Raw genomic sequence first — 25,714 nt, forward strand, 5'->3', positions numbered from 1 at the left:
CTAGTTCACCTTCTCGAAGCGCGAGGCGGAAATCTTGAGTGTTCCAATCTGCGTACCGATTCGCGCAACGACCGGCGCATAGATGCCCGAATCGCCCAATGAGGCGAAGGAAACACTGATCCGGCTTTTATTGGCCAGATAGTCGATCGACTTCTTGCCCTTCTGATAGCCGGAAATCGGAATGAACTTCGCCGAGCAGATGACCGACTCGCCGGTAAAGCCATCGGCGGTGAACGATTCGGTGCCGTTGAAGGAAAGCTTGATATCGGCCCGCGTCTGCCCGTCAAACACGCTCAGCGTGCGATTGCAGACCGAACTTGGGTCAGTGGCGGGAATCATCAGTGCACTTAGCGCATCGCTGACATTCAGCAGATCCTGCGGTGACGTTTCCACCCATGGATCGCGCTTTTTCACCGGGGGCTGGTTTTCCGCAGCCACGACATTGCCATTGGCAAATCGGATGGTCGTACGCTTGTTTTTGCGTCCGTGCTTGTAATTGAGATCAAAAGTGCTCGGGATGACCTTCCCTTTCACCGCATTGCCGGTGACATGCACTGTTCCGGCGGTATCATCGAAAACGCGCGCGAGGCCGGAAGTCTTGAAATTGCCGTTCAGATTGTATCGGGAGCCGCTAACCGTTGTCTCGGTGGCGGCGCGCGCGATGGAAAGGCCGAAAATCGATATTTCGTAATCGGTTCTGTAGAGATCGTCCGCCTGTGCTGCCCCTGCGCTCAGCGCGAAACCAGCGCATGACAACAGAACAAGCCCTTTCAGCCGATTCCGTACAGGTTTCGATAAAAATGGCGGCTCGATCATATTCGGCGTTCCTTTCTGCGTCCCGGCCCGGAAGTGGCGGCCTATGGTTTTCAACCACATTGAGCTGTCAAAAAGTTGCGAGAGATTCTTCGATACAGTATCTGTGCAACAGGCAAAACCGGCGAAGTTATGATCGCAACGTTTCGTGAAGGCGATGCGAATGCCGTAAAACCGCGCTGTTACGGCATCGCGGCGGAATCTCACTTGACTGCAAGCGCTCCTGTCACTATAGAAACGCGACTTTCCCAATAGGCCGCCTGTCCGAAATCGCGCGCCAGCAGCATTAAGTTGCTTTGAATGCTTGAATTCGGACATTCGGGTCGGGGCCTGAGCAATTCCAGCAAAAGTGCGAAGCATTTTGCTTAGGGATTGCGAGGAACAGAAAACGAGGGACCTTTTCGCTTTTCGAAGAAAACGAAAAGGGCCGGAAACAAAATTGAAGGTGAGACCAAAATGTCCCGCGCTTGTGAATTGACCGGCAAGTCGGTCCAGTACGGCAACAATGTCAGCCACGCGAACAACAAGACGCGTCGCCGCTTTCTGCCGAACCTCTGCAACGTTACGCTGATCTCCGAAGCACTCGGCCAGAGCTATCGTCTGCGCGTTTCTGCCAACGCTCTGCGTTCGGTTGAACATCGCGGCGGCCTCGACGCTTTCCTTGCCAAGTCGGACGACAAGGAACTGTCGCAGCGCGCTCGTCTTCTGAAGCGCCAGATCGCGAAGAAGCAGGCTGAAGCTGTTGCTGCCTAAGCAATAATCCTGAAGGGCCCCTTAGCCTTTCAAATTGGATTTTGCTTCAGACAGAGCACAGCGCACATCCCGAATGGTTTTCGGAAATATGCGCTGAATAAAGACAGTCTTGAAGATTTGACAAAAAAGGCTGACAGTTTGTCGGCCTTTTTTGCTGGTTCCATCACCCAGGATAAAAAAATGCCTATTGAGAATCCTGCATTTTCCCGGCTTTTGCCGGCTGTACTGGCCATGTGCGTTGCGGTCGCCGCGTCGAATATTCTGGTCCAGTATCCCTTTCAGCATTTCGGTCTTGGCGAAGTGCTGACCTATGGCGCCTTCACCTACCCAGTCGCATTTCTGGTCAATGACCTGACGAATCGTCGCTTCGGTCCAGCCGCCGCGCGCAAGGTCGTCTATGCCGGTTTTGTGCTCGGTGTTGTGATGTCGATCTGGCTGGCAACGCCGCGTATCGCCATCGCTTCAGGCTCGGCCTTTCTGCTGGCACAGCTGATGGACATCACCGTCTTCGACCGCCTGCGTCGCAAGACCTGGTGGAAGGCGCCCTTTGCCGCCGCCATGTTCGGCTCGGTACTGGACACAATCCTGTTCTTCTCGATCGCTTTTGCGGCGCAATTCGCATGGATCGATGTGCTGACCGGAATGCCTGATTCGTCACTGACGGAACCGGCCTCGTTCCTCGGCCTCGGGGTGCCGCTCTGGGGATCGCTCGCCTTTGGCGATTTCTTCGTGAAGGTCATCATGGGAACGCTGATGCTGATTCCCTATGGCGCGATCCTCGCCATTTTCGCCCCGTCGCTTTATTCATCAGGTCGAGCGACTGTAGAGAAGGCATAAAAAAGGGGCTCACGAGCCCCTTTTATTTTAGCGTCTTCCACCAGCCCGGCGTTTGCCGTTACCGGCTGCCGCCGCGCCCTGCTCTTCGAACAGTGACGCAAGCTGCTCGGTCATGGCGCCTGCCAGCTCTTCCGCATCGACGATCGTCACGGCGCGACGGTAATAGCGCGTCACATCGTGGCCGATACCGATAGCGATCAACTCGACCGGCGAACGCGTTTCAATCTCTTCGATCACTGCGCGCAGATGGCGTTCCAGATAGTTGCCCGGATTGACCGACAGCGTCGAATCGTCGACCGGCGCACCATCCGAGATCATCATCAGGATCTTGCGCTGCTCGGGGCGGCCCAACAGGCGCTGATGGGCCCAGATGAGCGCCTCACCGTCGATATTCTCCTTGAGGAGCCCCTCGCGCATCATCAGGCCCAGATTGCGCCGTGCACGACGCCATGGCGCGTCAGCGCTCTTATAGACGATGTGGCGCAGATCATTGAGACGGCCCGGATTGGCTGGCTTGCCACGTGACAGCCACGCTTCGCGCGACTGACCGCCTTTCCAGGCCTTGGTCGTGAAACCGAGAATCTCCACCTTGACGCCGCAACGTTCCAGCGTACGGGCCAGAATATCGGCACAGGTGGCCGCAACCGTGATCGGGCGACCACGCATGGAACCAGAATTATCCAGAACCAGCGTCACGACCGTATCGCGGAAATCCGTGTCGCGCTCCATCTTGTAGGACAGAGGCTGCGTCGGATCGATCACGATACGCACGAGGCGCGCCGAATCGAGATACCCCTCTTCCAGATCGAAATCCCAGGAGCGGCTCTGCTGCGCCATCAGGCGGCGCTGGAGACGGTTGGCCAGACGGCCCACCACGCCCTGCAAATTGGCAAGCTGCTTGTCGAGGAAGCCGCGCAGGCGATCCAGTTCGGCCTCGTCGCACAGGTCTGTCGCCTCGACCTCCTCGTCGAATTCGCGTGTGAAAACCTTGTAGTCGATCTGCTCGGCAAAATTGCCGAAAGGCTGATTGGGACGGCGCGTATCGCCCGGCGTTTCCGCGTCGATATCCTCACTGTCATCCATATCGTCGGCGGATGCATCGGCGGCATCCATCTCGCCCTGCTCGCCTTCTTCACTCGAACTGTCTGATTCTTCGCTTTCCGCGGAATCGGAGCCTTCCTGGCTCTCGTCGCCGCCTTCCTCGTTTTCGTCGGAATCCGGCGTCTGTTCTTCGTTCTGTTCCTGATCGTCGCTCGGCTCTTCCTGCGACAGCTCTTCAGCCATATCCATGGATGCGAGCATATCGCGCACAGTGCGCGCAAAAGCCTGCTGGTCGTCGAGATTTTCACCGAGACGCGCCAGATCACCGCCAGCCTTCTGCTCGATCCAGTCGCGCCACAGCTCCAGCACCTGACCGGCTTCGGCTGGTGCCGCCCGTCCGGTCAGCTTTTCGCGCAGGAGCAGCGACACCGCTTCTTCAAGCGGTGCATCTTCCTTGTCCGTGACAGCGGAGAAATTCGCCTTGGCATATTTGTCTGCCAGCATGGTCGACAGATTGTCGGCAACGCCTGCCATGGCGCGCGCGCCGATAGCCTCGACACGGGCCTGCTCGACGGCGTCATAAATGGCGCGCGCCTGCTTGCCTTCCGGTGCAAGCTGCGCATGAATGCGGGGATTATGGCGCGCCTGACGCAACGCCATCGAGTCGCCGAGGCCACGCGTAACCGCAATATCATGTGCGGTCGGGCGCTTCGGCAGGTCGGGCAGTCGGGCGCGATTGGCCGTCAGAGCGGGGCGATCGTTGCTGAACGCCACTTCCAGCTCGTTTTCGCCGGAAATGGCGCGCATGCAAGCCGTTACCGCGCGCTTGAACGGCTCGGAGTCCACTGGCCCCGGCTTGCGCTCGCGCGAATTGTCGCCCATTCCTGACATCTGGCCTGACATATGCCTATCCTGCTTCCCATCAAATCAAGGCCCTGCCGCCATAGCGGCGACAGGTATCGTCAATTTTCCTCATGCATGTCTTTGCCCGAAAGCGATTCCGCCTTCAGGAGAACAGCATCAGGCCAGAACGATATTGGCTGCCGATTCCGGCAGTTCAGTACCGAAGGCGCGCTGATAGAACTCAGCCACCGTCGCACGTTCCAGTTCGTCGCACTTGTTGAGGAAGGTCAGACGGAAGGCGAAGCCGATATCGTTGCCGAAGATCGCCGCATTTTCGGCCCAGGTGATGACGGTACGCGGGCTCATCACGGTCGAAAGATCGCCGTTGATGAAAGCCTGACGGGTCATGTCGGCAACGCGAACCATCTTGTTGACGATCTCGCGGCCTTCCGCATTCTGGAATTGCTTGGCCTTGGCGAGAACGATGTTCACTTCGTTGTCGTGCGGGAGATAGTTCAGCGTCGTCACGATGGACCAGCGGTCCATCTGCGCCTGATTGATCTGCTGCGTGCCGTGATAAAGGCCCGTCGTATCGCCGAGACCCACCGTATTGGCGGTCGCGAACAGACGGAAAGCCGGGTGCGGATGAATAACGCGGCTCTGATCGAGCAGCGTGAGGCGGCCAGACGTTTCCAGCACGCGCTGGATCACGAACATCACATCCGGACGACCGGCATCATATTCGTCGAACACAAGCGCGACATTGTGCTGGTAAGCCCAGGGCAGAATGCCTTCCTTGAATTCCGTGACCTGCACACCGTCCTTGACGACGATGGCGTCCTTGCCGACGAGGTCGATACGGCTGACATGGCTGTCGAGATTGACGCGGACGCAAGGCCAGTTCAGGCGCGATGCGACCTGTTCGATATGGGTCGATTTACCCGTGCCGTGATAGCCCGAAACCATCACGCGGCGGTTATAGGCAAAACCGGCCAGGATCGCGAGCGTCGTCTGACGGTCGAAAAGATAATCCGGATCACGCTCCGGCACATAGGAGTCGCCCGCCGCATAGGCCGGTACTTTCATGTCGGAATCAATTCCGAACACTTCACGCACCGAAACCATCGTATCCGGCAAATTGGCTATATCCCGCTCAACCTTGTTCATCATGCCTCCAGGGCGGCAGGACTGTCCGGCCGCGACATCCAAGTATCATCCGGGGCATGATGTCCGGCAAGCCGGTGGTATGCCCCTTCCGTCGTTCGTTGCGGGCATCCATGCTTGAATCCGCGCTTGGCAGCACGGCAGGAGAATGTCCGTCAGAGCATTTTGCAGCCAAATGACAACATCTGGCGTCGCATAAATGCGGCTTGAGCCACAGCTCGACTTAATCAATCAAAACCGGCCAGTTCAAGACTGGCCAATTCCTCATGCTCTAGCAAAAACCTGCCTGCTTGAGCAATTGGTAAGCCTGAATGACATCGCGGAATCTCTCTTCAGAACCGCGGTCACCACCATTCGCATCGGGATGGTGCTGTTTTACCAGCTCTTTATAGCGCGCCTTAATCTTATCGCTAGTCGAATTTGGTTCAAGTCCGAGTGTAGCGAGCGCTTTGATTTCCAGCGTGCGCGGCTTGCGCTTGGCTGTTGCCCCCGGTTCCTGCCCCTTGGCTTCCTTCACGAAATTGAACGGATCGCGAATACGGTTGTGATAAGAGGCCGATCCGGAACGCATCTTTGCCACGTCCGGCGAGGTGCGCGCCTTCGCCGTCGAATTCGCCGTCGTGGACCAGGTTGGACGATGGCCGGTGACGGCGTCCTTCTGGAACTTGGCGATATCTCCATCGGCGAGGCCGGAGAAATAGTTGAAATTCTTATTATATTCCCGCACGTGATCGATGCAGAAGTGAAAATATTCCCCTTCGCGCATGCGTCCGACCGGCGCGCGATGCGTGCCGGGCTTGTCACAACCGTCCCATTGACAGCAGGGGCCACTGGACTTGGCCTGTTGCGTCTTCTTCGGGCGAATGCGGATACTGTCGAAAAGTTTGGAGTTCGTGGTCATCGAATCAATTATGCGGATTAAGGGGTTGCTAAACAAGAATTGACATTTCGTCCGGTTGGGCTTTTAGCCATTTCAACAGGGCGAAATTTTGAAGCGGATTAGTTTCCTGTGCGGATTTGCCCCACCTTGGGCCGTCGGGGCTTGAGTCTATATGAAGCACAGCGTGTATATGGGGAGAACCAGCCCAAATGTCCATTCACAATAGCAAACAAGACGTGATGCAAGCAAAGCTTACAACAGCTTTCGCGCCAGAACGGCTTGAAATCATTAATGAAAGCCATCTTCACGCTGGCCATCATCATCACGACAGCGATCATCATGCAGCTTTCGACGGCTCGGGCGAGACGCATTTTCGTGTTCGTATCGTCTCCGATGCCTTTACGGGCCTGAGTCGCGTTCAGCGCCATCGCGCCATCAACGAAGTCCTCAAGGACGAACTGAATAACGGCGTTCATGCATTGGCGCTGGAACCGTCCGCGCCCGGTGAACCGACGCGCCGCTGATCCAGCCCATTTAAGTACGCGGCGGCAGAATACCAACAGCGACGATTGGTTTTCCATCAGCATCGAGCGTTACGATACGCAGACGCGTCAGGCGGTTTTTTTCCTTTTTCAACACGGAGAACCGCTTGCCGTGAAAGGTGAAGGCCTGCTTCACTTCCGGAATCGACTGGGTTTCATGAATGACCAGTCCGGCAATCGTCGTCGCTTCCTCATCAGGCAGCGACCAGTCGAGCGCCCGGTTGAGATCGCGAATCGGCAGTGATCCGTCGACAATGAACGAACCGTCCGGTTGCAGGCGGACACCCTGCATGTCGATATCGTGTTCATCGGCAATATCGCCGACGATTTCTTCCAGAATATCTTCCAGCGTCACCAGACCCTGCACATCGCCATATTCATCCACGACGATGGCGATATGCGCCTTGCGGCGCAAAAAGGCGTTCAGCTGGTCCTGCAAGGTGGTCGTGTCCGGCACGAACCACGGCTTGCTCGCCACTTTCATGATGTCGATGCGGCTGAAGTCATTATCGACATCATAAAGTGCCCGCACCAGATCCTTGGTGTGAATAATGCCGACGATATTGTCGATATCGTTACGCCAGACCGGCATGCGCGTGTGCGGGCTCGCCAGAATATCGCCGACGATCTGCTCGGCGGGCGCATCGGCGTTGATGGTTCCCATCGCCGTGCGGTGCACCATGACGTCGCTGACTTCCAGCTCCTTGAGATCGAGAAGACCGCCCAGCTGGTCGCGGTCTTCCTTGATCACCGAACCGTCGCGATGCAGCACTTCCACCGCGCCCCGCAATTCGTCATGCGCCGAAAGCATCGAGCGGCCGGCCGCGAGATTGATACCGAACAGCCGCAGGATCGTGCGCACGATCCAGTTGATCGCCGTCGAAATCGGACCGATCACCGAGACCACCACGGAAACGGCGCGCGCCACCGCCAGCGAAAAGCGGTCCGGCGCGGAAATGGCCCAGGATTTTGGCAGCACCTCCGCGAAAATGACCAGAATGACCGTCATGGCGATGGTGGCATAGGCCACACCGGCATCGCCGAAGAAGGTCAGGAAAATACTGGTGGCGATCGAGGATGCGAGAATATTGGCGAGATTATTGCCGATCAACAGCGCGCCGATCAGCCGGTCGCGCCTGCCGATCAATTGCTGTACCACTTCGGCGCGCTCGTCGCCCTGATTTTCCAGCGAGTGCATGCGCGCACGGGATGCGGCGGTCAGCGCCGTTTCCGAACCGGAGAAAAAGGCCGACAGAATGACACAAAGCAGGATGATCCCGCACATGATCCAGAGTTCGAAAACCATTCCATCGATCTCCTTTTCCGTCCGCGCCGACCGGTTGCGCTATGAGAATTATGCGGTAGCCAGACGTTCCTTCAGAAATTCCAGCACGGCAGCAGGCGGCACATCCTTGGCGATGAAGGACTGGCCGATACCATGCGTGAGGATGAAGGTGAGCGCACCGCGCGCCACTTTCTTGTCCTGCGCGATATAGTCCATCAGCTTTTCAGCAGGCGGCAGGCCACCCGGAACATCGGACAGCGCGGTCGGGAGGCCAACAGCCTTCAGATGCGCCTCGACCCGCTCCACCGCTTCCACACCGGCCAGATTCATCTTCACCGAGAAACGATGCGCCAGTGCCATGCCAATGGCCACGCCCTCGCCATGCACCAGACGGCTGGAATCATAACCCGTGGCTGTTTCCAGCGCGTGGCCGAATGTATGGCCGAGATTGAGAAGCGCCCTGTCACCCGTTTCTCGCTCGTCGCGCGCCACCACGGCAGCCTTGGAACGGCAGGATTCGGCAATCGCTTCGGTTCGCGCCGCACCACCGGCAAAAACGTCCTGCCAGTTTTTCTCCAGCCAAGCGAAGAAATCCGGGCGGTCGATAAGTCCATATTTGGCGACTTCGGCATAACCGGCCCGGAATTCACGCGGGCTCAGCGTATCCAGCACGTCCGTGTCGGCAAGCACCAGTTGCGGCTGGTAGAAGACGCCGACAAGGTTCTTGCCATAAGCGGTGTTGATGCCTGTCTTGCCGCCAACCGACGAATCCACCTGCGCCAGAAGCGAGGTTGGCATCTGCACGAAGTTCATGCCGCGACGCACAATCCCCGCCACGAAGCCGGACAGGTCGCCCACCACACCGCCGCCAAAAGCCACCAGCGCATCGCCGCGCTCCAGCCTTGCGGCCAGAATGGCGTTGGTGACGGTTTCAAGTGTCGCGAAGGATTTGGACTTTTCGCCGGGTGCGACAACAACCGGCGTCGCTTCTATGCCCGCCTGATTGAAACTCGCCACCAGCCGTTCGAGATGCGCCTTGGCGACATTCTCATCGGTCACGATGGCAACGCGCGCGCCCTTCAGCCGCTTGGCAACTTCCGCCCCCGCACGGTCAACGAGGCCCTTGCCGATGAGGATATCGTAAGAGCGCTCTCCCAGCGAAACCGGTACGGTGACACTGTCATGTGCGGACGAAGGCGCGTTCATGCTTATTCTCCAGTCGATTTGCCGGTGGTCCGATGTCTGCGAGGCAGCCCTCACTTAAGACTATCAGTCCGCGAACTGCCGTTTTTCCAGATGCTGCGCGAGAACCTCGATCAGCTCATCGGCGATGATTTCTTTCTTCTCTTCGCGCGTCATCATTTGCAGATCGGCAAGCGCATAAACGGGATAGCGCTCGTTCATCAGTTTCTGCATCACGGCGCGTGGATCGCTGTTGCGAAGAAGCGGCCGGTTCTGGCGGCGTGAAACCCTGTCCATCAACACATCGATATCGGCATTGAGCCAGATGGAGATGCCGGCAGCGGAGACAGCGGCGCGCGTTTCGGCATTCATGTAGGCGCCGCCGCCGGTAGCAAGCACCATAGGGCCGTCATCGAGAAGACGCAGGATAACCCGGCGTTCGAGGTCGCGGAATTCAACCTCGCCATAGGCTTCGAACAGTTCGGGAATCGTCATGCGCGAGACGGCTTCGATCTCCGTGTCGGCATCACGAAAAGGAAGACCGAGCATCGAAGCCATTTTGCGGCCAATGGTAGACTTGCCAGCGCCCATCAGGCCGACCAGCACCAGAACCTTCGTACCGAGCAGACCACGGATAGCGTCGGCCCGCCCATGGAGCCCCGCCTTCTCATGCGTATTGGCTTGTTTTTCTATGCTGCTCATCAACCTCATCCATTTGGGATGGTTCCACATGAAAAACCGGGCGACGTCAATTGCTTTCATGGAATCTGAAAGCAGGAATGGAGGCTTTTTGCAGCGATGCCATCGACATTCTTGCTTTCACCGCAATGGCGCATCATAAACGACACATGCCTACGCTGACGCGCCTCATCGCTTTCGTCGTCGTGATCGCAGCCATTGCCTATGCTGCGATGTATGCGCTTGCGAATTTTGTCCAGCCGCAGACACAGGAAATGAGGGTGGAAATTCCAGCTTCCAAATTGAAGCCTGTGCCAATCGCACCAGCGCCTTCGGCTGACGGAACGGCCTCGACCGATGTGCCAGCAGCTGAAACCACCACGCCCTCACAGGAATAACGATGCGCGCATCGCTGGCGATTGAAAATTTCCTTGAAATGATGAGCGCTGAACGGGGCGCGGCAGGCAATACGCTTGAATCCTATGCCCGCGACCTTACCATGACCGCGGAAGCGCTGGGCGAGCGCGGCATCAATCTCGCAGAAGCGCAGGCTGATCATATCCGCTCTGTTCTGGACGGCATGGCGACGGAAGGCTTTGCTGCGACATCGCAAGCGCGCCGCCTGTCCGCGTTGCGTCAGTTCTTTCGGTTTCTCTATTCGGAAGGCTATCGTCAGGACGACCCCACCGGGGTCATCGATGCGCCGAAGAAGCAAAAGCCGCTGCCAAAAATCATGAGCGTCGATCAGGTCACGCGCCTTCTCGACCGTGCCGCACTGGAAGCAAGCGAAGCCACCGAGCAAGGCGAGCGTATCAAGGCGCTGCGGCTACATGCGCTGATCGAAACACTCTACGCGACCGGCTTGCGTGTTTCAGAGCTGGTGGGCCTGCCGGTACGCGTTGCGCGCACCGATCACCGTTTTTTGTTGGTGCGCGGCAAAGGTTCGAAGGACCGCATGGTGCCGCTCTCGCCCAAGGCGCGCGATGCGTTGCAGGCGTTCTTGACCTTGCGCGATTCCCTGCCCGCCAGTGACGAGAACCCATGGCTGTTTCCGGCCTTTTCGGAAAGCGGACATCTGGCGCGACAGGTTTTTGCCCGCGAATTGAAGGGATTGGCAGCCCGCGCCAATCTTTCCGCCGCAGCCATTTCGCCCCATGTTTTGCGCCATGCCTTTGCCAGCCATCTTTTGCAAAATGGCGCAGATTTGCGCACAGTGCAGCAATTGCTCGGCCACGCAGATATCTCGACCACGCAGATTTATACGCATGTGCTTGAGGAAAGGCTGCATAAACTGGTCAGCGAACATCATCCGCTTGCCGATTGAGCCTGCTCCGGTTATGAGAAAAGCAAAATTTGCAAGTTGAGCCCGCAGTGAATATGTAAGGCGCCGTAAAACAGCCTTCTTCAGGCACGCAATTGCGGCGATCTCGTTGGAAACGCACGAACAGTCAGGCCCGATGTACAACTATCTCGATTTTGAAAAACCCGTCGCCGATCTCGAAGGCCAGATTCTTGAGCTGAAGAAGCTTGCGCAGGAACAAGGCAGCGTTGAGATGAGCGACGAGATTCGCCGTCTCGAGAAGCGTTCGGCTGATGCGCTGAAAGATATCTATCGCAAGCTGACCCCGTGGCAGAAGGCGCAGATCGCCCGTCACCCGGATCGTCCGCATTGCCTCGAATATATCGACCGGCTGTTTACCGAATTCACGCCTTTGGCCGGTGATCGCCAGTTCGCCAATGACGAGGCTCTGCAGGCAGGCTTTGCGCGTTTCAACGGACAGCCGGTTGCCATTCTCGGTCAGGAAAAGGGCTCGGACACCAAGACGCGCCTGAAGCACAATTTCGGCTCGGCCCGTCCGGAAGGCTACCGCAAGGCCGTCCGCATCATGGAAATGGCCGACCGTTTCCAGCTGCCGCTGATCACGCTGGTTGACACGGCAGGCGCCTATCCGGGCGTCAGCGCCGAAGAACGCGGCCAGGCGGAAGCCATTGCGCGCTCCACCGCCGAATGCCTGCGTCTGCGCGTGCCGGTGGTCTCGATCATCATCGGCGAAGGTGGTTCGGGCGGCGCAATCGCGATTGCCGTCGCCAATCGCGTCTATATGCTCGAACATTCGATCTATTCGGTCATCTCGCCGGAAGGCGCTGCCTCGATTCTGTGGCACGATTCCACCCGTGCGAAGGATGCCGCCTCCAACATGCGCATCACCGCGCAGGATCTGTTCGATCTCAAGGTCATCGACGGCATCATTCCTGAGCCGCTCGGCGGCGCGCATCGCGGCAAGGAAGCCGTCATTGATGCGGCGGGCGACATGATCACGGCATCGTTACGCTCGATGAAAGATATCGACGGCGAGACGCTGAAGCAGGAACGCCGTCAGAAATTCCTCCAGATCGGTCGGAATCTTTAATAAAGACCTCGCCTGTTTGCCATTTTTCATCCGGGATGTTCTTCACGTCCCGGATTTGCATCTTCACGTCATTTCCGCCATATTGCCGTCGCGTTAATTTTTAGATATCCAAGCAAGGATTTGTAAACGATACCGTAAGGTTTGGTTGTCAAAATCATCCGAGCAGGAAATCGTCTCTTGCACCGTTCTAACAAAATCGATGCTATATGAAGATCAGAACCGCAATACTTGGAACCGTCATGGCAACCGCGCTTCTCGCGGGGTGTCAGGGCTCGTCCGTATCCGACCTGAGCTTGCGCGCTGAAAAGCCGCTTCCCGAAAAGATCGTGACCAAGATGAAGGCGAAGGGCATGACCCGCACCTCGCCAATCACCGTGCGCATCTTCAAGGAAGAAGGCGTTCTCGAAGTCTGGAAACAGAAGAACAACGGCAAATACGACCAGATTGCCTCTTATGAGATCTGCAAATGGTCGGGCAAGCTTGGACCGAAATATATCGAGGGTGACCGTCAGGCTCCGGAAGGTTTCTACACCGTCCATCCCGGGCAGATGAATCCGAAATCCAATTATTATCTCGCCTTCAACATCGGTTTCCCCAACGCCTATGACCGCGCCAACGGGCGCACGGGCCAGAACCTGATGGTGCATGGCGCGTGCTCGTCATCGGGCTGCTATTCAATGACCGATGAGAGCGTCTCTGAAATCTACGCTTTTGGACGCGACGCCTTCAAGGGCGGCCAGCGCGACTTCCAGATTCAGGCTTTCCCGTTCCGCATGACTGCGGCCAACATGGCCCGTTACAAGAGCGACCCGAATTACGGCTTCTGGAAAATGCTGAAGCAGGGTTACGACGCTTTCGAAGTGACCAAGGTTCCGCCGAAGGTGGACGTTTGTGAAAAGCGCTACGTGTTCAACGTCGCGTCGCCGGACGGCCAGCCTCTTTCGGCTGCGGATGCCTGCCCGCCATCGGCCAACACCGATGCGATGTCGACGGCCTATACGTCGTATGAAAAGACCTTCCAGAGCGCCTTCAGCGCGTCGCAGAAGGCTCCTGCTCCGTCGATCCAGGGCCTGACCGAAGCCAAGCTCGTTTCGGCCTGGAGCGCTGCACGCGCACGCGGCGAAAAGGTAACGCGTGAACCGCCTTCGCTCACGCCGACTTCAGCTGAAAAGGCTGGTGCACCAGATATTCGTCCTGTCACGCCGGCTCTATCCCAGCCGACGGCTACTGCAATTGCGGCAACGCCAGCACCGACTGCAACGGCTCCGATCGCGGCTCCCGCTGCTGTTCCAGCCATTCCGGCGCAATCACCCTCGACCGCTTCGGTGCCGACGCCGCAGCAGAATCCGGCAATACCTGCCGACGTTTCGCCGGTCACCACCGGAAGCACGGTTGCCCAGAATATCGATCAGCCAGCACCTGTGGCTGCACCGGAAGCGAAAAAGCCATGGTGGAAGATCGTCGGCAACTGACCCCCGCCGAGGCGCAGATTCCCGTTTATGACCTGAGGGGGCTGAAATGCCCCCTTCCGGTTTTGAAAACCCGTCATCGTCTAGAGAAAATGCCGAGTGGCGCGCAGCTTTGGGTGGAGGCGACCGACCCACTTTCCGGTATCGATCTTCCGCATTTTTGCGCACAGGAAGGCCACGCGCTCATTGAACATGAGCGCAGTGAAACCGTGCAACGTTTCCTGATTCGAAAGAAATAAAACTCAATGCTTTGGTGAAAAGCCCGGAATTGCCAACGGATTTTCCATCAGCGCTGCACGGTCTGGCCGGTCAAGGCTCGGACGACCCAGAAACGCGTCGAATAGTTCCCGCACATAGCTTTCCGGCAGGTCCTTCACGATCATGACCAGAAGCGTCTGCTTCTCGCCCTGCGGCCATTGCGGCAGGCGCGCTGGCGGATGGAAAATCTTCTGCACGCCGTGGATCACGACGGGACGTTCCGGGTCTTCAGCAATCTGCACGATGCCCTTGACGCGCAAAAGCTTCTCGCCATGCGTTGAACGCAAGAGATCAAGGAACATATCGAAGGTCGAAAGCGGAATAGGCGCATCGTGCCGCAACGAAAACGAGCGGATGGCATCGTCATGGTGGTGATGATGATGGTGATGATCGTGACCGTGGCTATGATCATGGTCGTGGTCGCAATCCGGGCCGCAAACATGGTCATGATCGTGCCCGTGATCATGGTGATGCGCATGGTCGTGATGGTGGTCATCATCCTCATAGGCTTCCGCCTTGAGCCAGCGCTGTACATCCGCCGTTTTGGTCTCAGGATTGTATAATCCGCACTCAAACAAAGCAGCAAAGCCGGTGCGCTCATCGCCTGCCGTCAGAATTTCGGCACCCGGATTAAGCGCTCTGAGACGCGCTTTCAGCGCCGCCAAACCTGCTTGCGCTTCGGGCAAATCCGACTTGGTCAGGATGATCCTGTCAGCCATCGCCGCCTGCTTCACCGCTTCCTCATGATTATCAAGCGTCGACATACCGTTGACAGCATCGACGGTCGTCAGCACGCCATCAAGACGGAAAGCCTGCATCAGCACGGGATGCCCCATGATCGAATGCAGGACAGGTGCTGGATCGGCAAGGCCGGTTGTTTCAATGATGACCCGCTTCAGCGCCTTGATGCGCCCGGTCTGCAAGCGGTCGATAAGATCGGCCAGTGTATCCACCAGTTCGCCGCGCACCGTGCAGCAAAGGCAACCGTCGGACAGCTCGATAACACCCTCACTGGCTTGTTCGACCAGCAGATGATCGATGCCCACCTCACCGAATTCATTGATGATCACGGCGGTATCGCTCAAGGCCGGATCCTTCAGAAGCCGGTTGAGCAGCGTCGTCTTGCCCGAGCCCAGAAAGCCGGTCAACACGGAAACGGGAATAGGATTTGGCATGGCAAACACTTCACACTTTGAGGGCGCGACACTTCAGGAGCACGATGAGTTGGGCTGACAATACCAGCCCAATGTCGTGGTGGATCAGTTGATCGCGGTTGTTTTCACACCCGCTGCACGCTGCGGGCGCGGCATTGGCACAGGCACCTGCGAGATGTGGAGCTGGCTTGGCTTGGTGACCGGGCCCGGTTCGGAAACAAGTCCGACCTGCACGGCAACCGGATCGTGATCCATGGCGTGAATATAGGGCGAGTTGATCTTCAGCTTGCCTTCGACATCGCGACCGTCCCAGCGATCGGCCATGGCCTGCTGGCTGCAGATCGCCTTGCGCATATCGACAGCCTCATTGAGATTGCCGCCTGCGGTTGGCCGCAGCGTTGCAAGCGTCGCACCGCCGGATGTGTTGTCACGGAAAGCATCGGTCATCATTTGCGCAGCCTGAACGGCACGCGTTTCCTGACGATCCGCGCCGAGCACGATGGCGAGAACGGTGCGACCATTACGGGTCGCGGAACCAGCCAGATTGAAGCCCGAAGCGCAGACGAAACCAGTCTTCATGCCATCGGCGCCGTCATAGCGGCCCAGCAGAATGTTGTAATTGGCCTGAACTTTCTTGCCCGCGCCCGGATCGATGGCCTCGGTCGAGAAATAATGCGCATATTGCGGGAATTCACGACGCAGCTGCACGGCGAGAACCGCCAGATCGCGCGCGGTCGTATAATTGTTCGGATCGTGAAGGCCGTTCGGGTTGGCGAAATGCGATCCGACCATGCCGAGACGCTGCGCTTCGGCATTCATGAGCTGAACGAAGCCCGCCTCGCTGCCGCCGACAGCTTCGCCCACGGCGACTGCAACGTCATTGGCGGATTTGACGAGCATGATCTTCAACGCGGTATCGAGCGTCATCACGGAGCCCGGCTTATAGCCCATCTTGCTCGGCGGCTCCTTGGCGGCGCGAACCGTCATCGGTACCGGAGATTCAAGTGTCATACGACCGGACTGAAGCGCGCGAAACGTGACATAGGTTGTCATCAGCTTGGTGAGCGAAGCCGGATACCAACGCTGGAACGCATCCTGCTGGGCGTAAACCTTGCCGGTTGCCACATCGACGGCGATTGACGGATTGGCCAGTGCCGCTCCCATCGCCGTGCCAGTCATTGCTGCGGCAGCAACCAGGATTTTCAACGACTTCGACAACATTGCGCAGTTCCAATCAATAATGGCCCGCAATTTCTGCGGGTCTCCGTTTGCACGGTCCAATTCCATGGTTCCAAATCGCCATCAGGACGACACACGACACTTTCGGTCATATAAGGAGGATTTGCGTTGCTCTTATCTATGCCATGTGGCGAGGAAAAGGCAAACAGGGATTGCCGGATTTCACCGAAACGTCATATCCTGTTTCCTTCAAATCACACCTACCCATGCCACATTGGGCCATGTTGGCCCAAGCCCATACAGACCCAATACGGGAGCCTCTCCGAAATGCCAGTGCTTAATCGTGCCGTAGAAACGCAGGCGGAAATCGCCGCCTGGCGACGTCAGCTACACCAGAATCCTGAACTGCTCTACGATGTGCACGACACCGCGAAATTCGTCGCGGAAAAGCTGAAAGCCTTCGGCTGCGACCATGTGGAAACCGGCGTTGGACGCTCCGGCGTGGTCGGCATCATCAAGGGCCGCCACGGCGACGGCCCGGCAATCGGCCTGCGCGCCGACATGGACGCACTACCAATCACCGAAACAAGCGGTGTCGAATGGGCGTCTCGCAACCCCGGCAAGGCGCATTCCTGCGGCCATGACGGGCACACCTCCATGCTGCTGGGCGCTGCGCAATATCTGAGCGAAACCCGCAATTTCCGCGGCTCGGTCGCGCTGCTCTTCCAGCCCGCCGAAGAAGGTGGCGCTGGCGGCCTTGCCATGGTCGAAGACGGTGTCATGGATCGCTTCGGCATTTCGGAAGTCTATGGCGTGCATAATATGCCGGGTCTGCCGGTCGGCCAGTTTGCCATGTGCAAGGGACCGATCATGGCTGCGACGGACGAATTCGATCTCTTCGTCAGCGGACGGGGCGGTCATGCAGCGCAGCCGCACCGCACCATCGATCCGATCCTGGCCGGTTCGCAGCTGATGGTGGCTTTGCAGGGCATCGTTTCGCGCAATACCGATCCACTGGATTCGCTCGTCATCTCGGTCACGAAGTTTATCGCGGGCGAGGCTTACAATGTGATCCCGGAAAAGGCCACGCTATCGGGCACCGTCCGCACGCTGCAAAAGGAAACGCGCGCTTTCGCTGAACGCCGCATCCGCGACGTGGCCGCTGGCATCGCCACCGTCACGGGCGCAGAGATTACCGTGCGCTACAAGAACAACTATCCGGTGACCTTCAATCACGATGCGCAGACGGAATTTGCCGAGCGCATCGCCACCGGCGTTGCAGGCGAAGGCAAGGTCAATGGCAATGTCGAGCCGATGATGGCGGCGGAGGATTTCTCCTACATGCTGGAGGCCCGCCCCGGCGCTTATATCTTCATCGGCAATGGCGATACGCCGGGCCTGCATCATCCCGCCTACGATTTCAACGACGACGCCATTCCCTATGGCGTCAGCTATTTCGTAGCCGTAGCCGAAACGGCGCTCGCCGCCTGATCTCTACCGGCACCCAAGAAAATCCGCCTACCCCGCTTTTTGCGGGGTTGGCTACCGCCATGAAACCCAGTATGTGTCGGAAACATCCGAACATGCTGGCATCGCTGGCAAAGGCGGATGGCTCTAACGGTCGGTCCCGTAGCTCAGTAGGATAGAGCGACAGATTCCTAATCTGTAGGCCACTGGTTCGAATCCAGTCGGGATCACCACTTAAAACTTACCTGTCATAAGGCCAGTTGGCCTGCGAGAAGACGCCGCCATCGACCCAGAGCGTCTGTCCCGTCACAAAGCGTGCGGCCTCGGACGCAAAAAACAGCACCGGCCCAGCCAGATCCTCGACGCTACCGACCCGCCGCAATGGCGTGACCTTGGCCCAGGTGCCTGCATAGTCAGGCTGTTCCAGCGCCGTGCGATCATTAAGAATTGCGCCGGGGGCCACACAATTCACCCGAATTCCGTGCGGTCCAAGTTCCACCGCCGACACTTTGGTGAACTGTTCGATGCCGCCCTTGGAGGCCGTGTAGGAAACGAGCTTCGGGAAAGCGAGCTTGTTGCAGCCCGAACCGATATTGATGATTGCACCGCTCTTGTCGGCATCCACCATCCGCTTGGCTGCTGCCTGCGTATTGAGGAAGCACCCTTTCAGATTGGTGCGGATGACATCATCCCACTCGTCTTCGCCAAGCTCCAGCAGCGAACTCCATGTCTGGATACCGGCATTATTGACCAGCACGTCGGGCGCATCGCCGAACCAGCTGCATGCTTCATCGAAGAAGGCATCGACTTCCGCCCCAACGCCAACATCACAGGCAAGCCCAAGCGCCTGACCGCCGCCCGCTTCAATCGCCTCGACCAGCGATTGGGCCGCGTCGTCCTCGTCCTTGTAGCTGAAAGCAACCGCATAGCCCGCCTCGGCAAAGGCCGTAACCAGATGCCTGCCGATCCCCGTGCTGCCGCCTGTGATGACTGCGAATTCGCTCATGCCGTTCCCTCCCTGAAGCATTTTCGGAAACGAACTTAATCGGTTTTCGCCGGTGGTAAACTGGCAGAAAAGAAAATATCGTCCACGGAAGCTGAATGGAGTGAAAAATGAATCCGGACATCAAGGAAGCCAACGGCGCATGCCACTGCGGAACGGTGCGTTTTCGCGTAAAACTGTCCGACGGCCTGCATAGCGCGCGCCGCTGCGACTGCTCCTATTGCCGGATGCGTGGAGCAGTCGTCGTGTCAGCAGAACTTGGCGGGCTGGAAATCCTGCAAGGGGAAGACGCGCTCACCCTCTACACATTCAATACCGGCGTCGCGAAGCATTTCTTCTGCTCCAGATGCGGGATCTATACGCACCACCAGCGCCGCTCCAATCCACGCCAGTTTGGCGTGAATGCGGCTTGTCTGGAAGGCGTTTCGCCTTTCGACTTCAAGGTTATCCCGGTCAATGACGGCGTCAATCACCCCTCCGACAATCCGAACCACAAGGGTTCAGATGTCGTAGGCTATCTGCGCTTTGAACCGGCGGACGGAGCAGATTAAACCCTTGCACGCGGCTTCTGTTCGTTTTTCTCCCAGGAGAAAACCGTTGGCGGCAGCGGATCGCGCCCGCGAATAATATCCGATCCCTTTTCGCCGACCATGATTGTCGGCGCATTGGTGTTGCAGGACGGCACGCGCGGCATGATCGAGCTGTCGCAGACACGCAAGCCCTCCAGACCGCGAACCCTCAGTTCCAGATCGACCACGGCGGAAGCATCGGCGCCCATCTTGCAGGTGCCGACCGGATGATGATCGGTCTTGGCGTTGGCGCAGGCATAGTCGAACAGATCATCGTCCGTGACCACTTTCGGCCCCGGCAGCCGTTCGGCCATGACAAAGGGCTTCAATGCTTCCTGCTGCAGGATTTCGCGGGCGATCTTCAGCCCTTCCAGTGACATCTTCAGATCGTGTGGATCGCTCCAGTAATTGGGGTCGATCAGCGGGGCCGCAGCCGGATCACTGGACGCCAGACGCACCGTGCCACGCGAGCGCGGATGCAGATAGGCGGAATTGAGCGTCACGCCCGCATTCTTCAGCTTCTCGACGCCTGCTTCAATTCCCGAACCAAGCCCCAGATGGAACTGGATATCCGGCGACCGGGCCTCCGGATCGGCGTACCAGAAGCCGCCCGTCTCAAACAGGCTCGACGCCACCGGACCGGAACGCAGCAGGATATATTGCAGGCCTGCGCCAAGCGTACGGTGCAGCTTTGCCACGCCGTCATAGGTGTGATCGCCAGTGCATTCGCTGATCACGAACAGATCGAGATGATCCTGCAAGTTTGAGCCGACGCCCGGCAGATCGTGTTTCACGGCCACACCTGTCTGCTTGAGATGATCGGCTGGTCCGATCCCCGATTGCAGCAGAAGCTTCGGTGAGCCAATCGCGCCCGATGACAGGATCACCTCCCGCGATGCGCGCAGCACCTCGCCACTCATCAACGCCACGCCGGTGGCGCGCGTCTTCTCCAGCACGATGTTGCGTACCGGCGCATTGATCCTGACCGTCAGGTTTCGGCGGTCCTTGATCGATGCGAGATAGGCAAGCGAGGCGGAAGAGCGACGGCGGTTGCGCTGGGTGAGCTGATAGAAGCCGACACCTGCCTGTTCGCGACCGTTGAAATCCGAATTGTAGGGAAGCCCAAGCTCCTGCCCCGCGCGGATATAGGCATCGCAGATCGGTAGCGGCGCGGACGGCATGGAAACGCCCAGCGGCCCACCATAGGAATGATAGTCATCGTTGAAGCGCTGATTGTCCTCAGCGCGTTTGAAATAGGGCAGCACGCTGCGGTAATCCCAACCGGTGCAGCCATCTTCATTGGCCCAAAGATCGTAATCGGCGGCATTACCGCGCGTATAAATCTGCGCATTGATGCTGGAACCGCCACCAATGACCTTGGCCTGCGTATAGCGCAGAACGCGATTTTTCATGTGCTTCTGCGGGACAGTCTCCCAGCCCCAGCTGGCGACACCCTTGGTCATTTTGGCAAAGCCCGCAGGCATATGGAACAGCGGGTTCCAGTCGCTGCCACCAGCCTCCAGCAGCAACACTTTCACCGAAGCATCTTCGCTCAAACGATTGGCGAGAACACAACCGGCAGGCCCGCCGCCAACGATGATATAATCGTAATTCATTCGTTTCTCCTCCCGAGAAACTAAAGCTTTGCTATCGACAGGCCGCCATCGGCATTGATCACCGACCCGGTCGCGAAGATGAAATTGCCGCCCGCAAGTCCGGCCACGATGGCGCCAACATCGCCCACCTCGCCCCACCGCTTCATCGGTACCAGCCCGCCGTCAATCAGCGTGTCGTAGCGCTCGGCGACCTTTGCGGTCATGTCGGTGCGAATGATGCCCGGTCGAACCTCGAACACACCAATCCGCGCCTCGGCGAGCCGCAAGGCCAGCCCCTGAACAAAGGCGGTCAGACCGGCCTTGCTGATGCAGTAATCCAGCCTCTCCGGCGAACTCATCACCGATGAAACCGAACTGATCGTCACGATGCTGCGTGGAAAACGCACATCGGTTACCGCCAGCATGGCTTTCACTATCGTCTGTGTGAAAAACACGGTGCCGCGCAGATTGACCCCCATGATGGTGTCGAAATTCTCCGGCTTCAGCCCGAGAAAATCGCCACGCTCGACCGAGCCCATGCCAGCATTGTTGACGAGACAATCAATGCTGCCAAACTCCTTCAGCACAGCGGCAACTGTCGCTTCATGGGTTTCAACAGCAGTAAGATCGCCCTTGAAGAAAGCCACCTTGCCACCCATTCCGCGCAGTTCGTGGATGACGGCCTCGTCGTTTTCAACATCGGTAATCGCCAGATCGAAGCCCTTCGCCGCGAGAGCGCGGGCTATGCCAAGCCCAATGCCGCGTCGGCCGCCGGTCACCAGCGCCACAGGTCTTTGACGGTTCATGCCAGCACCTCCCGGTTCAAATGGTCCGCCACGCGCAACGCCTGTGCCGCGATGGTCAGCGCGGGATTGACCGCAGCCGATGTCGGCAGGAACGACGCATCCACCACATGAAGATTGGAGTGGTCGTAAGCGCGGCACCATGTATCGAGCGGCGCTGTCGCCGGATCATTGCCTATACGCACTGTGCCGCATTGATGCGACGGCGTGCGCCGGTCGAAGGCCCGCGACAGAACCACCGGAAATCCAGCCGCTCGCAACGCGGATTTGAGCTTGTCGACCAGCATCAGATGCGCCTTCCAGTTGCTGCGCACCCAGTGCAGAACAATGCGGTCGCCATCCACCGTCACGCGGCTTTCCGGCGACGGCAGGTCTTCGCTCATCGCGTAGAAGTCGATTGTGTGCCCGGCAATCCGGTTCAACAGCCATTCCGGCACACGCGGCATATTGGATTTCAGGATCGCACCCGACACACGCCCAAGCAATTGCACATTACCGAGCGGCGGCCCGCCTGCCCCGTCCGACAGATAGTAATCGTTGAAGCCGAATGTCTTCTGGTAGACGCTGTCATTGCGATAGCGCGGATCGAAAGCGATCACGGCGCTAGAATTATGGTTCATGAAATTGCGACCAACCTGATCGGAACGGTTCGCCAATCCTGAGCGCAACAAAAGCGCTGCCGACTGCACCGCACCCGCAGAAAGAATGACGAGCTTTGGGCGCAAGACCAGCGCCTCGCCGTTCTTCACATAGTGAACTGCCACGATGGTTTTGCCATCCGGACCGGCTTCCAGCCGCGTCACCCGCGCCGCGGTTTCCAGCCTGACATTGGAATAGCGCAAGGCGCTGGCAAGCGGACAGGTTTCCGCATCCATCTTGCCATCATCGCAATTGGGATGCGCATCCCAAGGCGTTTTTGCCTTGGCAAGCCAACGGTCAATATCGACTCCCAGCGGCAGCGATGCGGCATGAAGACCATTCTTCTTCAATCGCGCCCGTATATCGGCAATGGCCGGTTCGTCACGGATTGCCGGATAAGGATAGGGTTTTGAATGATCCGGCTCGGTCGGATCATCCCCCAGTTCACCCCGCACCTGAAACAGCTGTTCGGCACGGCTATACCAAGGCTCCAGCTCCTCATAGGCGAACGGCCATGCGGGCGAAACGCCTTCCAGATGCGCCATTTCCGCAAAATCCTCGCGGCGATAGCGGATCAGCACAGCGCCAAAGAACTTGGAATTGCCGCCGACATTGTAATAATTGCCGGGATTGAACGGCGTACCGTTGGTCTCGTACCAGAACTCCTTCGGACGAAAGAAGCCTTGTTGGAAAATGGCGCGCGGGTCGCGATTTTCCGGCCTGTCTGGCAAATGCTCCCCCGCCTCAAGAATAAGAATGTCTGCACCGGACGCGGCAAGACCGGCGGCCATTGTCGCGCCGCCGATACCCGATCCGATGATGACGATATCCGGCTGTCCTCCCAAAGCCGTCACTCCTTACTTACCTTGCGGCATCCACCAGCCGGTGCGCGCGCCGATATGCATGTTGAGCGTCTTGGTTTCGGTATAATCCTCCACCGCATGACGACCCAACTCGCGACCCAGACCTGACTGGCGATAACCGCCGAAAGGTAGTTCCGGCGTGCCATCCATGAAGGTGTTCATCCAGACCGTACCGGCGCGCACCTTGCGCCCGATGCTGATGCAGGTGTCGAAATCGCGGCTCCACACGCCAGCCGAAAGCCCGTAATCAACCGCATTGGCAATGGAGATCGCCTCATCCACCGTATCGAAGGAAAGCACCGACAGAACCGGCCCGAACACTTCTTCACGCGCCACGGCCATATCGGCTTTCACGCCCGCAATGATGGTCGGTCCCATATATTGGCCAAGGCCGAGATCCAGCACATCGCCGCCATGGGCAATTGCAGCGCCCGCCTTCTTGGCCTGATCGACATAAGCGCCGACCTTGCTCAGATGCTGCGGCGTGATGATCGCGCCCACCTGCGTGCTGACATCGAGCGGATCACCGACGATGACCTTTTTCGACAGATCAGCGACGCGTCCGACAATCTCATCGACAATCGAGCGATGCACGATCAACCGCGAACCGGCATTGCAGCATTCGCCCGCATTGAACCATGCGCCGAACACCGCAGCGTCGATGAAGGCATCCATATCCGCATCCGGGAACAGGATTTGCGGGTTCTTGCCGCCAAGTTCCAGCGACACTTTCTTCAGCGTCTGCGCCGCATTGGCCATGGTCAGCTTGCCGACACCAGTGGAACCGGTGAACGACACCATGTCCACATCTGGATGCGTGCTCATATGATGGCCGACATCGGCACCCGTTCCGGTGACGATGTTGACCACGCCGTCCGGCACGCCTGCCTCGGCCAGAATTTCACCAAGCACCAGTGTCGAACCAGAGGTAAGTTCCGATGGCTTTACGACCGCCGTGCAACCCGCCGCCAAAGCAAATGGTAGCTTTTGACCGACGATCAGGAACGGAAAGTTCCACGGTGTGATGATGGAGACAACACCAATCGCCTCACGCAGCACAACGCCCAAAGTGCCATCGCCCAGCGTATTATAGCTCTCGCCATGCAGATCACGTGCAAGCGCTGCTGCATAACGCCAGATATCGACGGAACCGGCAATCTCGCCGCGTACCTGACTGATCGGCTTTCCAGCTTCTATCGCATCGAGATAGGCAAGCTCTTCCGCCCGCGCTTCGATCAGATCGGCGGCTTTCAGCAGCACCAGCGAACGCTGCGATGCCGTTTTGGACGACCAGCGCCCGTCATCGAAAGCCTTGCGCGCTGCCGCAACGGCGCGTTCCACATCCGCCTTGTTGCCAGCGGGATAACGGCTCACCGTCACGCCATGGCCGGGAGCCACGCGCTCGATGCTACCGCCGCTCTGGCTTTGCACCCATTTGCCATCGATCAGCATGGAGAATTCGCGGACAGCCAGTCCTGCCAGCGGCTGCGGTTTTACGATCGTGCTCATCACCATTCTCCCTTAAAATTCGCTTCGCGCTTTTCGCTGAACGAGCGCACGCCTTCCTTCAGATCGCCAGTCTTGGCGACAAGGATGGAACCCAATGCCTCGACGGCGGTTCCATTGTCCTCGCCATTGGCGACGGAAAGCATCAGTTTGGAAATTTCTAATGCCGCCGGTCCGCGCTTGGCCACCCGCGCCGCATAATCCTGCGCTGCCTGCAAGGCTGCACCCGTCTCGACTACATGATCGACAAGCCCATGCGACAGCGCTTCTTCAGCCGTGAACATTTCGCCGCCCAGCACCATGCGGCGCACGATCTGCGCACCGAAACGACGCACAAGACGCTGTGTGCCCGACCATCCGGGGATCATGCCAAGAGATGTTTCCGGCAGGCCGATCTTCGCCTGCCGCTCAACAATGCGGATATCAGCAGCGCCTGCCAGTTCCAGACCACCGCCCAGAGCGTGACCATTCATCGCTGCGATCAATGGCACACGCAAAGTCGCCAGACGCTCGAACACACGATGACCATAGCGCACCCAGGCATGGCCGAACTCCGCCGGTTCCATGCCGCCCCAGGCCTTGATGTCACCGCCGGCAGAAAAGGCTTTGCCCTCGCCGGTCAGGATTGCAACCCGCACGGTGCTATCCGCCTCCACCCGATCACAGGCTGTAGACAATTCCTGCAAAAGCTCAATATCGAATGCATTGAGCTTTTCGGGACGCTTGATCGTCATGACCGCGATGTGGTTCTCGGTCGCAATTTCTATCCGATCAGCCATC

25 protein-coding genes and 1 tRNA gene are annotated in these 25,714 nt (G+C 58.3%); 11 read left to right on the forward strand and 15 right to left on the reverse strand.

Annotated features, from left to right (window positions below; translation table 11 throughout):
- On the reverse strand, window positions 1–816 hold the full coding sequence (locus tag FHW03_RS00660; protein WP_182518912.1) for a DUF3108 domain-containing protein: 816 nt from the start codon (window positions 814–816) through the stop codon (window positions 1–3).
- 453 nt (window positions 817–1,269) lie between these two features.
- Here FHW03_RS00660 and rpmB point away from each other — a divergent pair, with 453 nt between their 5' ends.
- Both rpmB and FHW03_RS00670 read left to right on the forward strand, forming a co-directional pair.
- Complete coding sequence (rpmB, locus tag FHW03_RS00665) at window positions 1,270–1,566, forward strand: 50S ribosomal protein L28 (RefSeq protein ID WP_182518913.1); 297 nt, start codon at window positions 1,270–1,272, stop codon at window positions 1,564–1,566.
- A 180-nt stretch (window positions 1,567–1,746) separates the two neighbouring features.
- Window positions 1,747–2,403: a VUT family protein gene (locus tag FHW03_RS00670; RefSeq protein ID WP_182518914.1), complete on the forward strand. Its 657-nt coding sequence runs from the start codon at window positions 1,747–1,749 to the stop codon at window positions 2,401–2,403.
- Between the two features lie 27 nt (window positions 2,404–2,430).
- Here FHW03_RS00670 and cobT read toward each other — a convergent pair whose 3' ends face one another.
- The 3 genes from cobT to FHW03_RS00685 form a co-directional block, all read right to left on the reverse strand.
- A complete protein-coding gene (cobT, locus tag FHW03_RS00675) occupies window positions 2,431–4,347 on the reverse strand; it encodes a cobaltochelatase subunit CobT (RefSeq protein ID WP_182518915.1) in 1,917 nt (638 codons plus the stop codon).
- A 117-nt stretch (window positions 4,348–4,464) separates the two neighbouring features.
- Window positions 4,465–5,454, reverse strand: a complete 990-nt coding sequence (cobS, locus tag FHW03_RS00680) for a cobaltochelatase subunit CobS (RefSeq protein WP_182519404.1) — start codon at window positions 5,452–5,454, stop codon at window positions 4,465–4,467.
- Window positions 5,455–5,722: 268 nt separating this feature from the next.
- Entirely contained in the window at window positions 5,723–6,352 is a 630-nt protein-coding gene (locus FHW03_RS00685) for a J domain-containing protein (RefSeq protein ID WP_078337587.1), read from the reverse strand.
- A 188-nt stretch (window positions 6,353–6,540) separates the two neighbouring features.
- Between FHW03_RS00685 and FHW03_RS00690 the strand changes: the two genes are divergently transcribed.
- Window positions 6,541–6,855 (forward strand): BolA family transcriptional regulator, encoded by a 315-nt coding sequence (locus tag FHW03_RS00690; RefSeq protein ID WP_138784144.1) that lies wholly within the window; start codon window positions 6,541–6,543, stop codon window positions 6,853–6,855.
- Between the two features lie 10 nt (window positions 6,856–6,865).
- On the opposite strand, the gene FHW03_RS00695 is transcribed toward FHW03_RS00690, so the two are convergent.
- The 3 genes from FHW03_RS00695 to FHW03_RS00705 form a co-directional block, all read right to left on the reverse strand.
- Window positions 6,866–8,179 carry an HlyC/CorC family transporter gene (locus FHW03_RS00695; RefSeq protein ID WP_182518916.1) on the reverse strand — a complete coding sequence of 438 codons (1,314 nt, stop codon included), beginning with the start codon at window positions 8,177–8,179 and terminating at the stop codon, window positions 6,866–6,868.
- A gap of 48 nt (window positions 8,180–8,227) precedes the next feature.
- Window positions 8,228–9,364: a 3-dehydroquinate synthase gene (aroB, locus tag FHW03_RS00700; RefSeq protein ID WP_182518917.1), complete on the reverse strand. Its 1,137-nt coding sequence runs from the start codon at window positions 9,362–9,364 to the stop codon at window positions 8,228–8,230.
- 63 nt (window positions 9,365–9,427) lie between these two features.
- The gene (locus tag FHW03_RS00705) at window positions 9,428–10,042 is read right to left on the reverse strand and encodes a shikimate kinase (protein ID WP_182518918.1); all 615 of its coding nucleotides are present in this window, start codon (window positions 10,040–10,042) and stop codon (window positions 9,428–9,430) included.
- Between the two features lie 146 nt (window positions 10,043–10,188).
- Here FHW03_RS00705 and FHW03_RS00710 point away from each other — a divergent pair, with 146 nt between their 5' ends.
- From FHW03_RS00710 to FHW03_RS00730, 5 genes are all read left to right on the forward strand, one after another.
- Window positions 10,189–10,416, forward strand: coding sequence for a hypothetical protein (locus tag FHW03_RS00710; protein ID WP_182519405.1), 228 nt, complete (start codon window positions 10,189–10,191; stop codon window positions 10,414–10,416).
- A gap of 2 nt (window positions 10,417–10,418) precedes the next feature.
- Window positions 10,419–11,342: a site-specific tyrosine recombinase XerD gene (gene xerD / locus FHW03_RS00715; RefSeq protein WP_182518919.1), complete on the forward strand. Its 924-nt coding sequence runs from the start codon at window positions 10,419–10,421 to the stop codon at window positions 11,340–11,342.
- A gap of 133 nt (window positions 11,343–11,475) precedes the next feature.
- Window positions 11,476–12,429, forward strand: coding sequence for an acetyl-CoA carboxylase carboxyltransferase subunit alpha (locus FHW03_RS00720; RefSeq protein WP_078337594.1), 954 nt, complete (start codon window positions 11,476–11,478; stop codon window positions 12,427–12,429).
- Between the two features lie 206 nt (window positions 12,430–12,635).
- Complete coding sequence (locus tag FHW03_RS00725; protein WP_182518920.1) at window positions 12,636–13,901, forward strand: murein L,D-transpeptidase family protein; 1,266 nt, start codon at window positions 12,636–12,638, stop codon at window positions 13,899–13,901.
- The gene (locus FHW03_RS00730) at window positions 13,880–14,137 is read left to right on the forward strand and encodes a sulfurtransferase TusA family protein (RefSeq protein WP_377514028.1); all 258 of its coding nucleotides are present in this window, start codon (window positions 13,880–13,882) and stop codon (window positions 14,135–14,137) included. Before FHW03_RS00725 ends, FHW03_RS00730 begins: the two co-directional genes overlap by 22 nt.
- A 3-nt stretch (window positions 14,138–14,140) precedes the next feature.
- On the opposite strand, the gene FHW03_RS00735 is transcribed toward FHW03_RS00730, so the two are convergent.
- Window positions 14,141–15,331, reverse strand: a complete 1,191-nt coding sequence (locus tag FHW03_RS00735) for a GTP-binding protein (RefSeq protein ID WP_182518922.1) — start codon at window positions 15,329–15,331, stop codon at window positions 14,141–14,143.
- A gap of 84 nt (window positions 15,332–15,415) precedes the next feature.
- Window positions 15,416–16,531 carry a D-alanyl-D-alanine carboxypeptidase family protein gene (locus tag FHW03_RS00740; protein WP_182518923.1) on the reverse strand — a complete coding sequence of 372 codons (1,116 nt, stop codon included), beginning with the start codon at window positions 16,529–16,531 and terminating at the stop codon, window positions 15,416–15,418.
- Between the two features lie 285 nt (window positions 16,532–16,816).
- On the opposite strand from FHW03_RS00740, the gene FHW03_RS00745 reads away from it, so the two are divergent.
- Window positions 16,817–17,980: a M20 aminoacylase family protein gene (locus tag FHW03_RS00745; RefSeq protein ID WP_182518924.1), complete on the forward strand. Its 1,164-nt coding sequence runs from the start codon at window positions 16,817–16,819 to the stop codon at window positions 17,978–17,980.
- Between the two features lie 132 nt (window positions 17,981–18,112).
- A tRNA-Arg gene (locus FHW03_RS00750) sits at window positions 18,113–18,189 on the forward strand.
- An 8-nt stretch (window positions 18,190–18,197) separates the two neighbouring features.
- On the opposite strand, the gene FHW03_RS00755 is transcribed toward FHW03_RS00750, so the two are convergent.
- The gene (locus tag FHW03_RS00755; RefSeq protein WP_182518925.1) at window positions 18,198–18,962 is read right to left on the reverse strand and encodes an SDR family NAD(P)-dependent oxidoreductase; all 765 of its coding nucleotides are present in this window, start codon (window positions 18,960–18,962) and stop codon (window positions 18,198–18,200) included.
- Window positions 18,963–19,069: 107 nt separating this feature from the next.
- On the opposite strand from FHW03_RS00755, the gene FHW03_RS00760 reads away from it, so the two are divergent.
- The gene (locus FHW03_RS00760; protein ID WP_182518926.1) at window positions 19,070–19,510 is read left to right on the forward strand and encodes a GFA family protein; all 441 of its coding nucleotides are present in this window, start codon (window positions 19,070–19,072) and stop codon (window positions 19,508–19,510) included.
- On the opposite strand, the gene FHW03_RS00765 is transcribed toward FHW03_RS00760, so the two are convergent.
- Genes FHW03_RS00765 through FHW03_RS00785 form a run of 5 tightly spaced genes read right to left on the reverse strand, consistent with a single transcriptional unit; the run spans window position 19,507 to window position 25,713 of the window.
- Entirely contained in the window at window positions 19,507–21,144 is a 1,638-nt protein-coding gene (locus tag FHW03_RS00765; protein ID WP_182518927.1) for a GMC family oxidoreductase N-terminal domain-containing protein, read from the reverse strand. The two genes, FHW03_RS00760 and FHW03_RS00765, sit on opposite strands and share 4 nt — an antisense overlap.
- A 20-nt stretch (window positions 21,145–21,164) precedes the next feature.
- Window positions 21,165–21,929 (reverse strand): 3-ketoacyl-ACP reductase, encoded by a 765-nt coding sequence (locus FHW03_RS00770; RefSeq protein ID WP_182518928.1) that lies wholly within the window; start codon window positions 21,927–21,929, stop codon window positions 21,165–21,167.
- Window positions 21,926–23,410: a GMC family oxidoreductase gene (locus FHW03_RS00775; RefSeq protein ID WP_182519406.1), complete on the reverse strand. Its 1,485-nt coding sequence runs from the start codon at window positions 23,408–23,410 to the stop codon at window positions 21,926–21,928. Before FHW03_RS00775 ends, FHW03_RS00770 begins: the two co-directional genes overlap by 4 nt.
- A gap of 12 nt (window positions 23,411–23,422) precedes the next feature.
- Complete coding sequence (locus FHW03_RS00780) at window positions 23,423–24,943, reverse strand: aldehyde dehydrogenase family protein (protein WP_182518929.1); 1,521 nt, start codon at window positions 24,941–24,943, stop codon at window positions 23,423–23,425.
- On the reverse strand, window positions 24,937–25,713 hold the full coding sequence (locus FHW03_RS00785) for an enoyl-CoA hydratase/isomerase family protein (protein ID WP_182518930.1): 777 nt from the start codon (window positions 25,711–25,713) through the stop codon (window positions 24,937–24,939). The genes FHW03_RS00780 and FHW03_RS00785 overlap by 7 nt, the downstream gene beginning before the upstream one ends.
- Between the last annotated feature and the right edge of the window lies 1 nt (window position 25,714).

This window comes from Ochrobactrum sp. RH2CCR150 (assembly GCA_014138095.1).
In the GTDB taxonomy this organism is placed as follows: Bacteria; Pseudomonadota; Alphaproteobacteria; order Rhizobiales; family Rhizobiaceae; genus Brucella; species Brucella gambitense.

What these genes read in the sequence shown, in the direction of transcription:
- FHW03_RS00710 (WP_182519405.1), top strand. Translation starts at nt 10,189, where the DNA reads ATGCCTACGCTGACGCGCCTCATCGCTTTCGTCGTCGTGATCGCAGCC.
- FHW03_RS00785 (WP_182518930.1), bottom strand. Translation starts at nt 25,713, where the DNA reads ATGGCTGATCGGATAGAAATTGCGACCGAGAACCACATCGCGGTCATG.
- FHW03_RS00745 (WP_182518924.1), top strand. Translation starts at nt 16,817, where the DNA reads ATGCCAGTGCTTAATCGTGCCGTAGAAACGCAGGCGGAAATCGCCGCC.
- FHW03_RS00725 (WP_182518920.1), top strand. Translation starts at nt 12,636, where the DNA reads ATGAAGATCAGAACCGCAATACTTGGAACCGTCATGGCAACCGCGCTT.
- FHW03_RS00760 (WP_182518926.1), top strand. Translation starts at nt 19,070, where the DNA reads ATGAATCCGGACATCAAGGAAGCCAACGGCGCATGCCACTGCGGAACG.
- FHW03_RS00670 (WP_182518914.1), top strand. Translation starts at nt 1,747, where the DNA reads ATGCCTATTGAGAATCCTGCATTTTCCCGGCTTTTGCCGGCTGTACTG.
- FHW03_RS00685 (WP_078337587.1), bottom strand. Translation starts at nt 6,352, where the DNA reads ATGACCACGAACTCCAAACTTTTCGACAGTATCCGCATTCGCCCGAAG.
- FHW03_RS00720 (WP_078337594.1), top strand. Translation starts at nt 11,476, where the DNA reads ATGTACAACTATCTCGATTTTGAAAAACCCGTCGCCGATCTCGAAGGC.
- FHW03_RS00765 (WP_182518927.1), bottom strand. Translation starts at nt 21,144, where the DNA reads ATGAATTACGATTATATCATCGTTGGCGGCGGGCCTGCCGGTTGTGTT.
- rpmB (WP_182518913.1), top strand. Translation starts at nt 1,270, where the DNA reads ATGTCCCGCGCTTGTGAATTGACCGGCAAGTCGGTCCAGTACGGCAAC.
- FHW03_RS00705 (WP_182518918.1), bottom strand. Translation starts at nt 10,042, where the DNA reads ATGAGCAGCATAGAAAAACAAGCCAATACGCATGAGAAGGCGGGGCTC.
- FHW03_RS00690 (WP_138784144.1), top strand. Translation starts at nt 6,541, where the DNA reads ATGTCCATTCACAATAGCAAACAAGACGTGATGCAAGCAAAGCTTACA.
- FHW03_RS00770 (WP_182518928.1), bottom strand. Translation starts at nt 21,929, where the DNA reads ATGAACCGTCAAAGACCTGTGGCGCTGGTGACCGGCGGCCGACGCGGC.
- cobS (WP_182519404.1), bottom strand. Translation starts at nt 5,454, where the DNA reads ATGAACAAGGTTGAGCGGGATATAGCCAATTTGCCGGATACGATGGTT.
- FHW03_RS00695 (WP_182518916.1), bottom strand. Translation starts at nt 8,179, where the DNA reads ATGGTTTTCGAACTCTGGATCATGTGCGGGATCATCCTGCTTTGTGTC.
- xerD (WP_182518919.1), top strand. Translation starts at nt 10,419, where the DNA reads ATGCGCGCATCGCTGGCGATTGAAAATTTCCTTGAAATGATGAGCGCT.
- FHW03_RS00735 (WP_182518922.1), bottom strand. Translation starts at nt 15,331, where the DNA reads ATGCCAAATCCTATTCCCGTTTCCGTGTTGACCGGCTTTCTGGGCTCG.
- FHW03_RS00780 (WP_182518929.1), bottom strand. Translation starts at nt 24,943, where the DNA reads ATGGTGATGAGCACGATCGTAAAACCGCAGCCGCTGGCAGGACTGGCT.
- FHW03_RS00660 (WP_182518912.1), bottom strand. Translation starts at nt 816, where the DNA reads ATGATCGAGCCGCCATTTTTATCGAAACCTGTACGGAATCGGCTGAAA.
- FHW03_RS00740 (WP_182518923.1), bottom strand. Translation starts at nt 16,531, where the DNA reads ATGTTGTCGAAGTCGTTGAAAATCCTGGTTGCTGCCGCAGCAATGACT.
- aroB (WP_182518917.1), bottom strand. Translation starts at nt 9,364, where the DNA reads ATGAACGCGCCTTCGTCCGCACATGACAGTGTCACCGTACCGGTTTCG.
- FHW03_RS00755 (WP_182518925.1), bottom strand. Translation starts at nt 18,962, where the DNA reads ATGAGCGAATTCGCAGTCATCACAGGCGGCAGCACGGGGATCGGCAGG.
- cobT (WP_182518915.1), bottom strand. Translation starts at nt 4,347, where the DNA reads ATGTCAGGCCAGATGTCAGGAATGGGCGACAATTCGCGCGAGCGCAAG.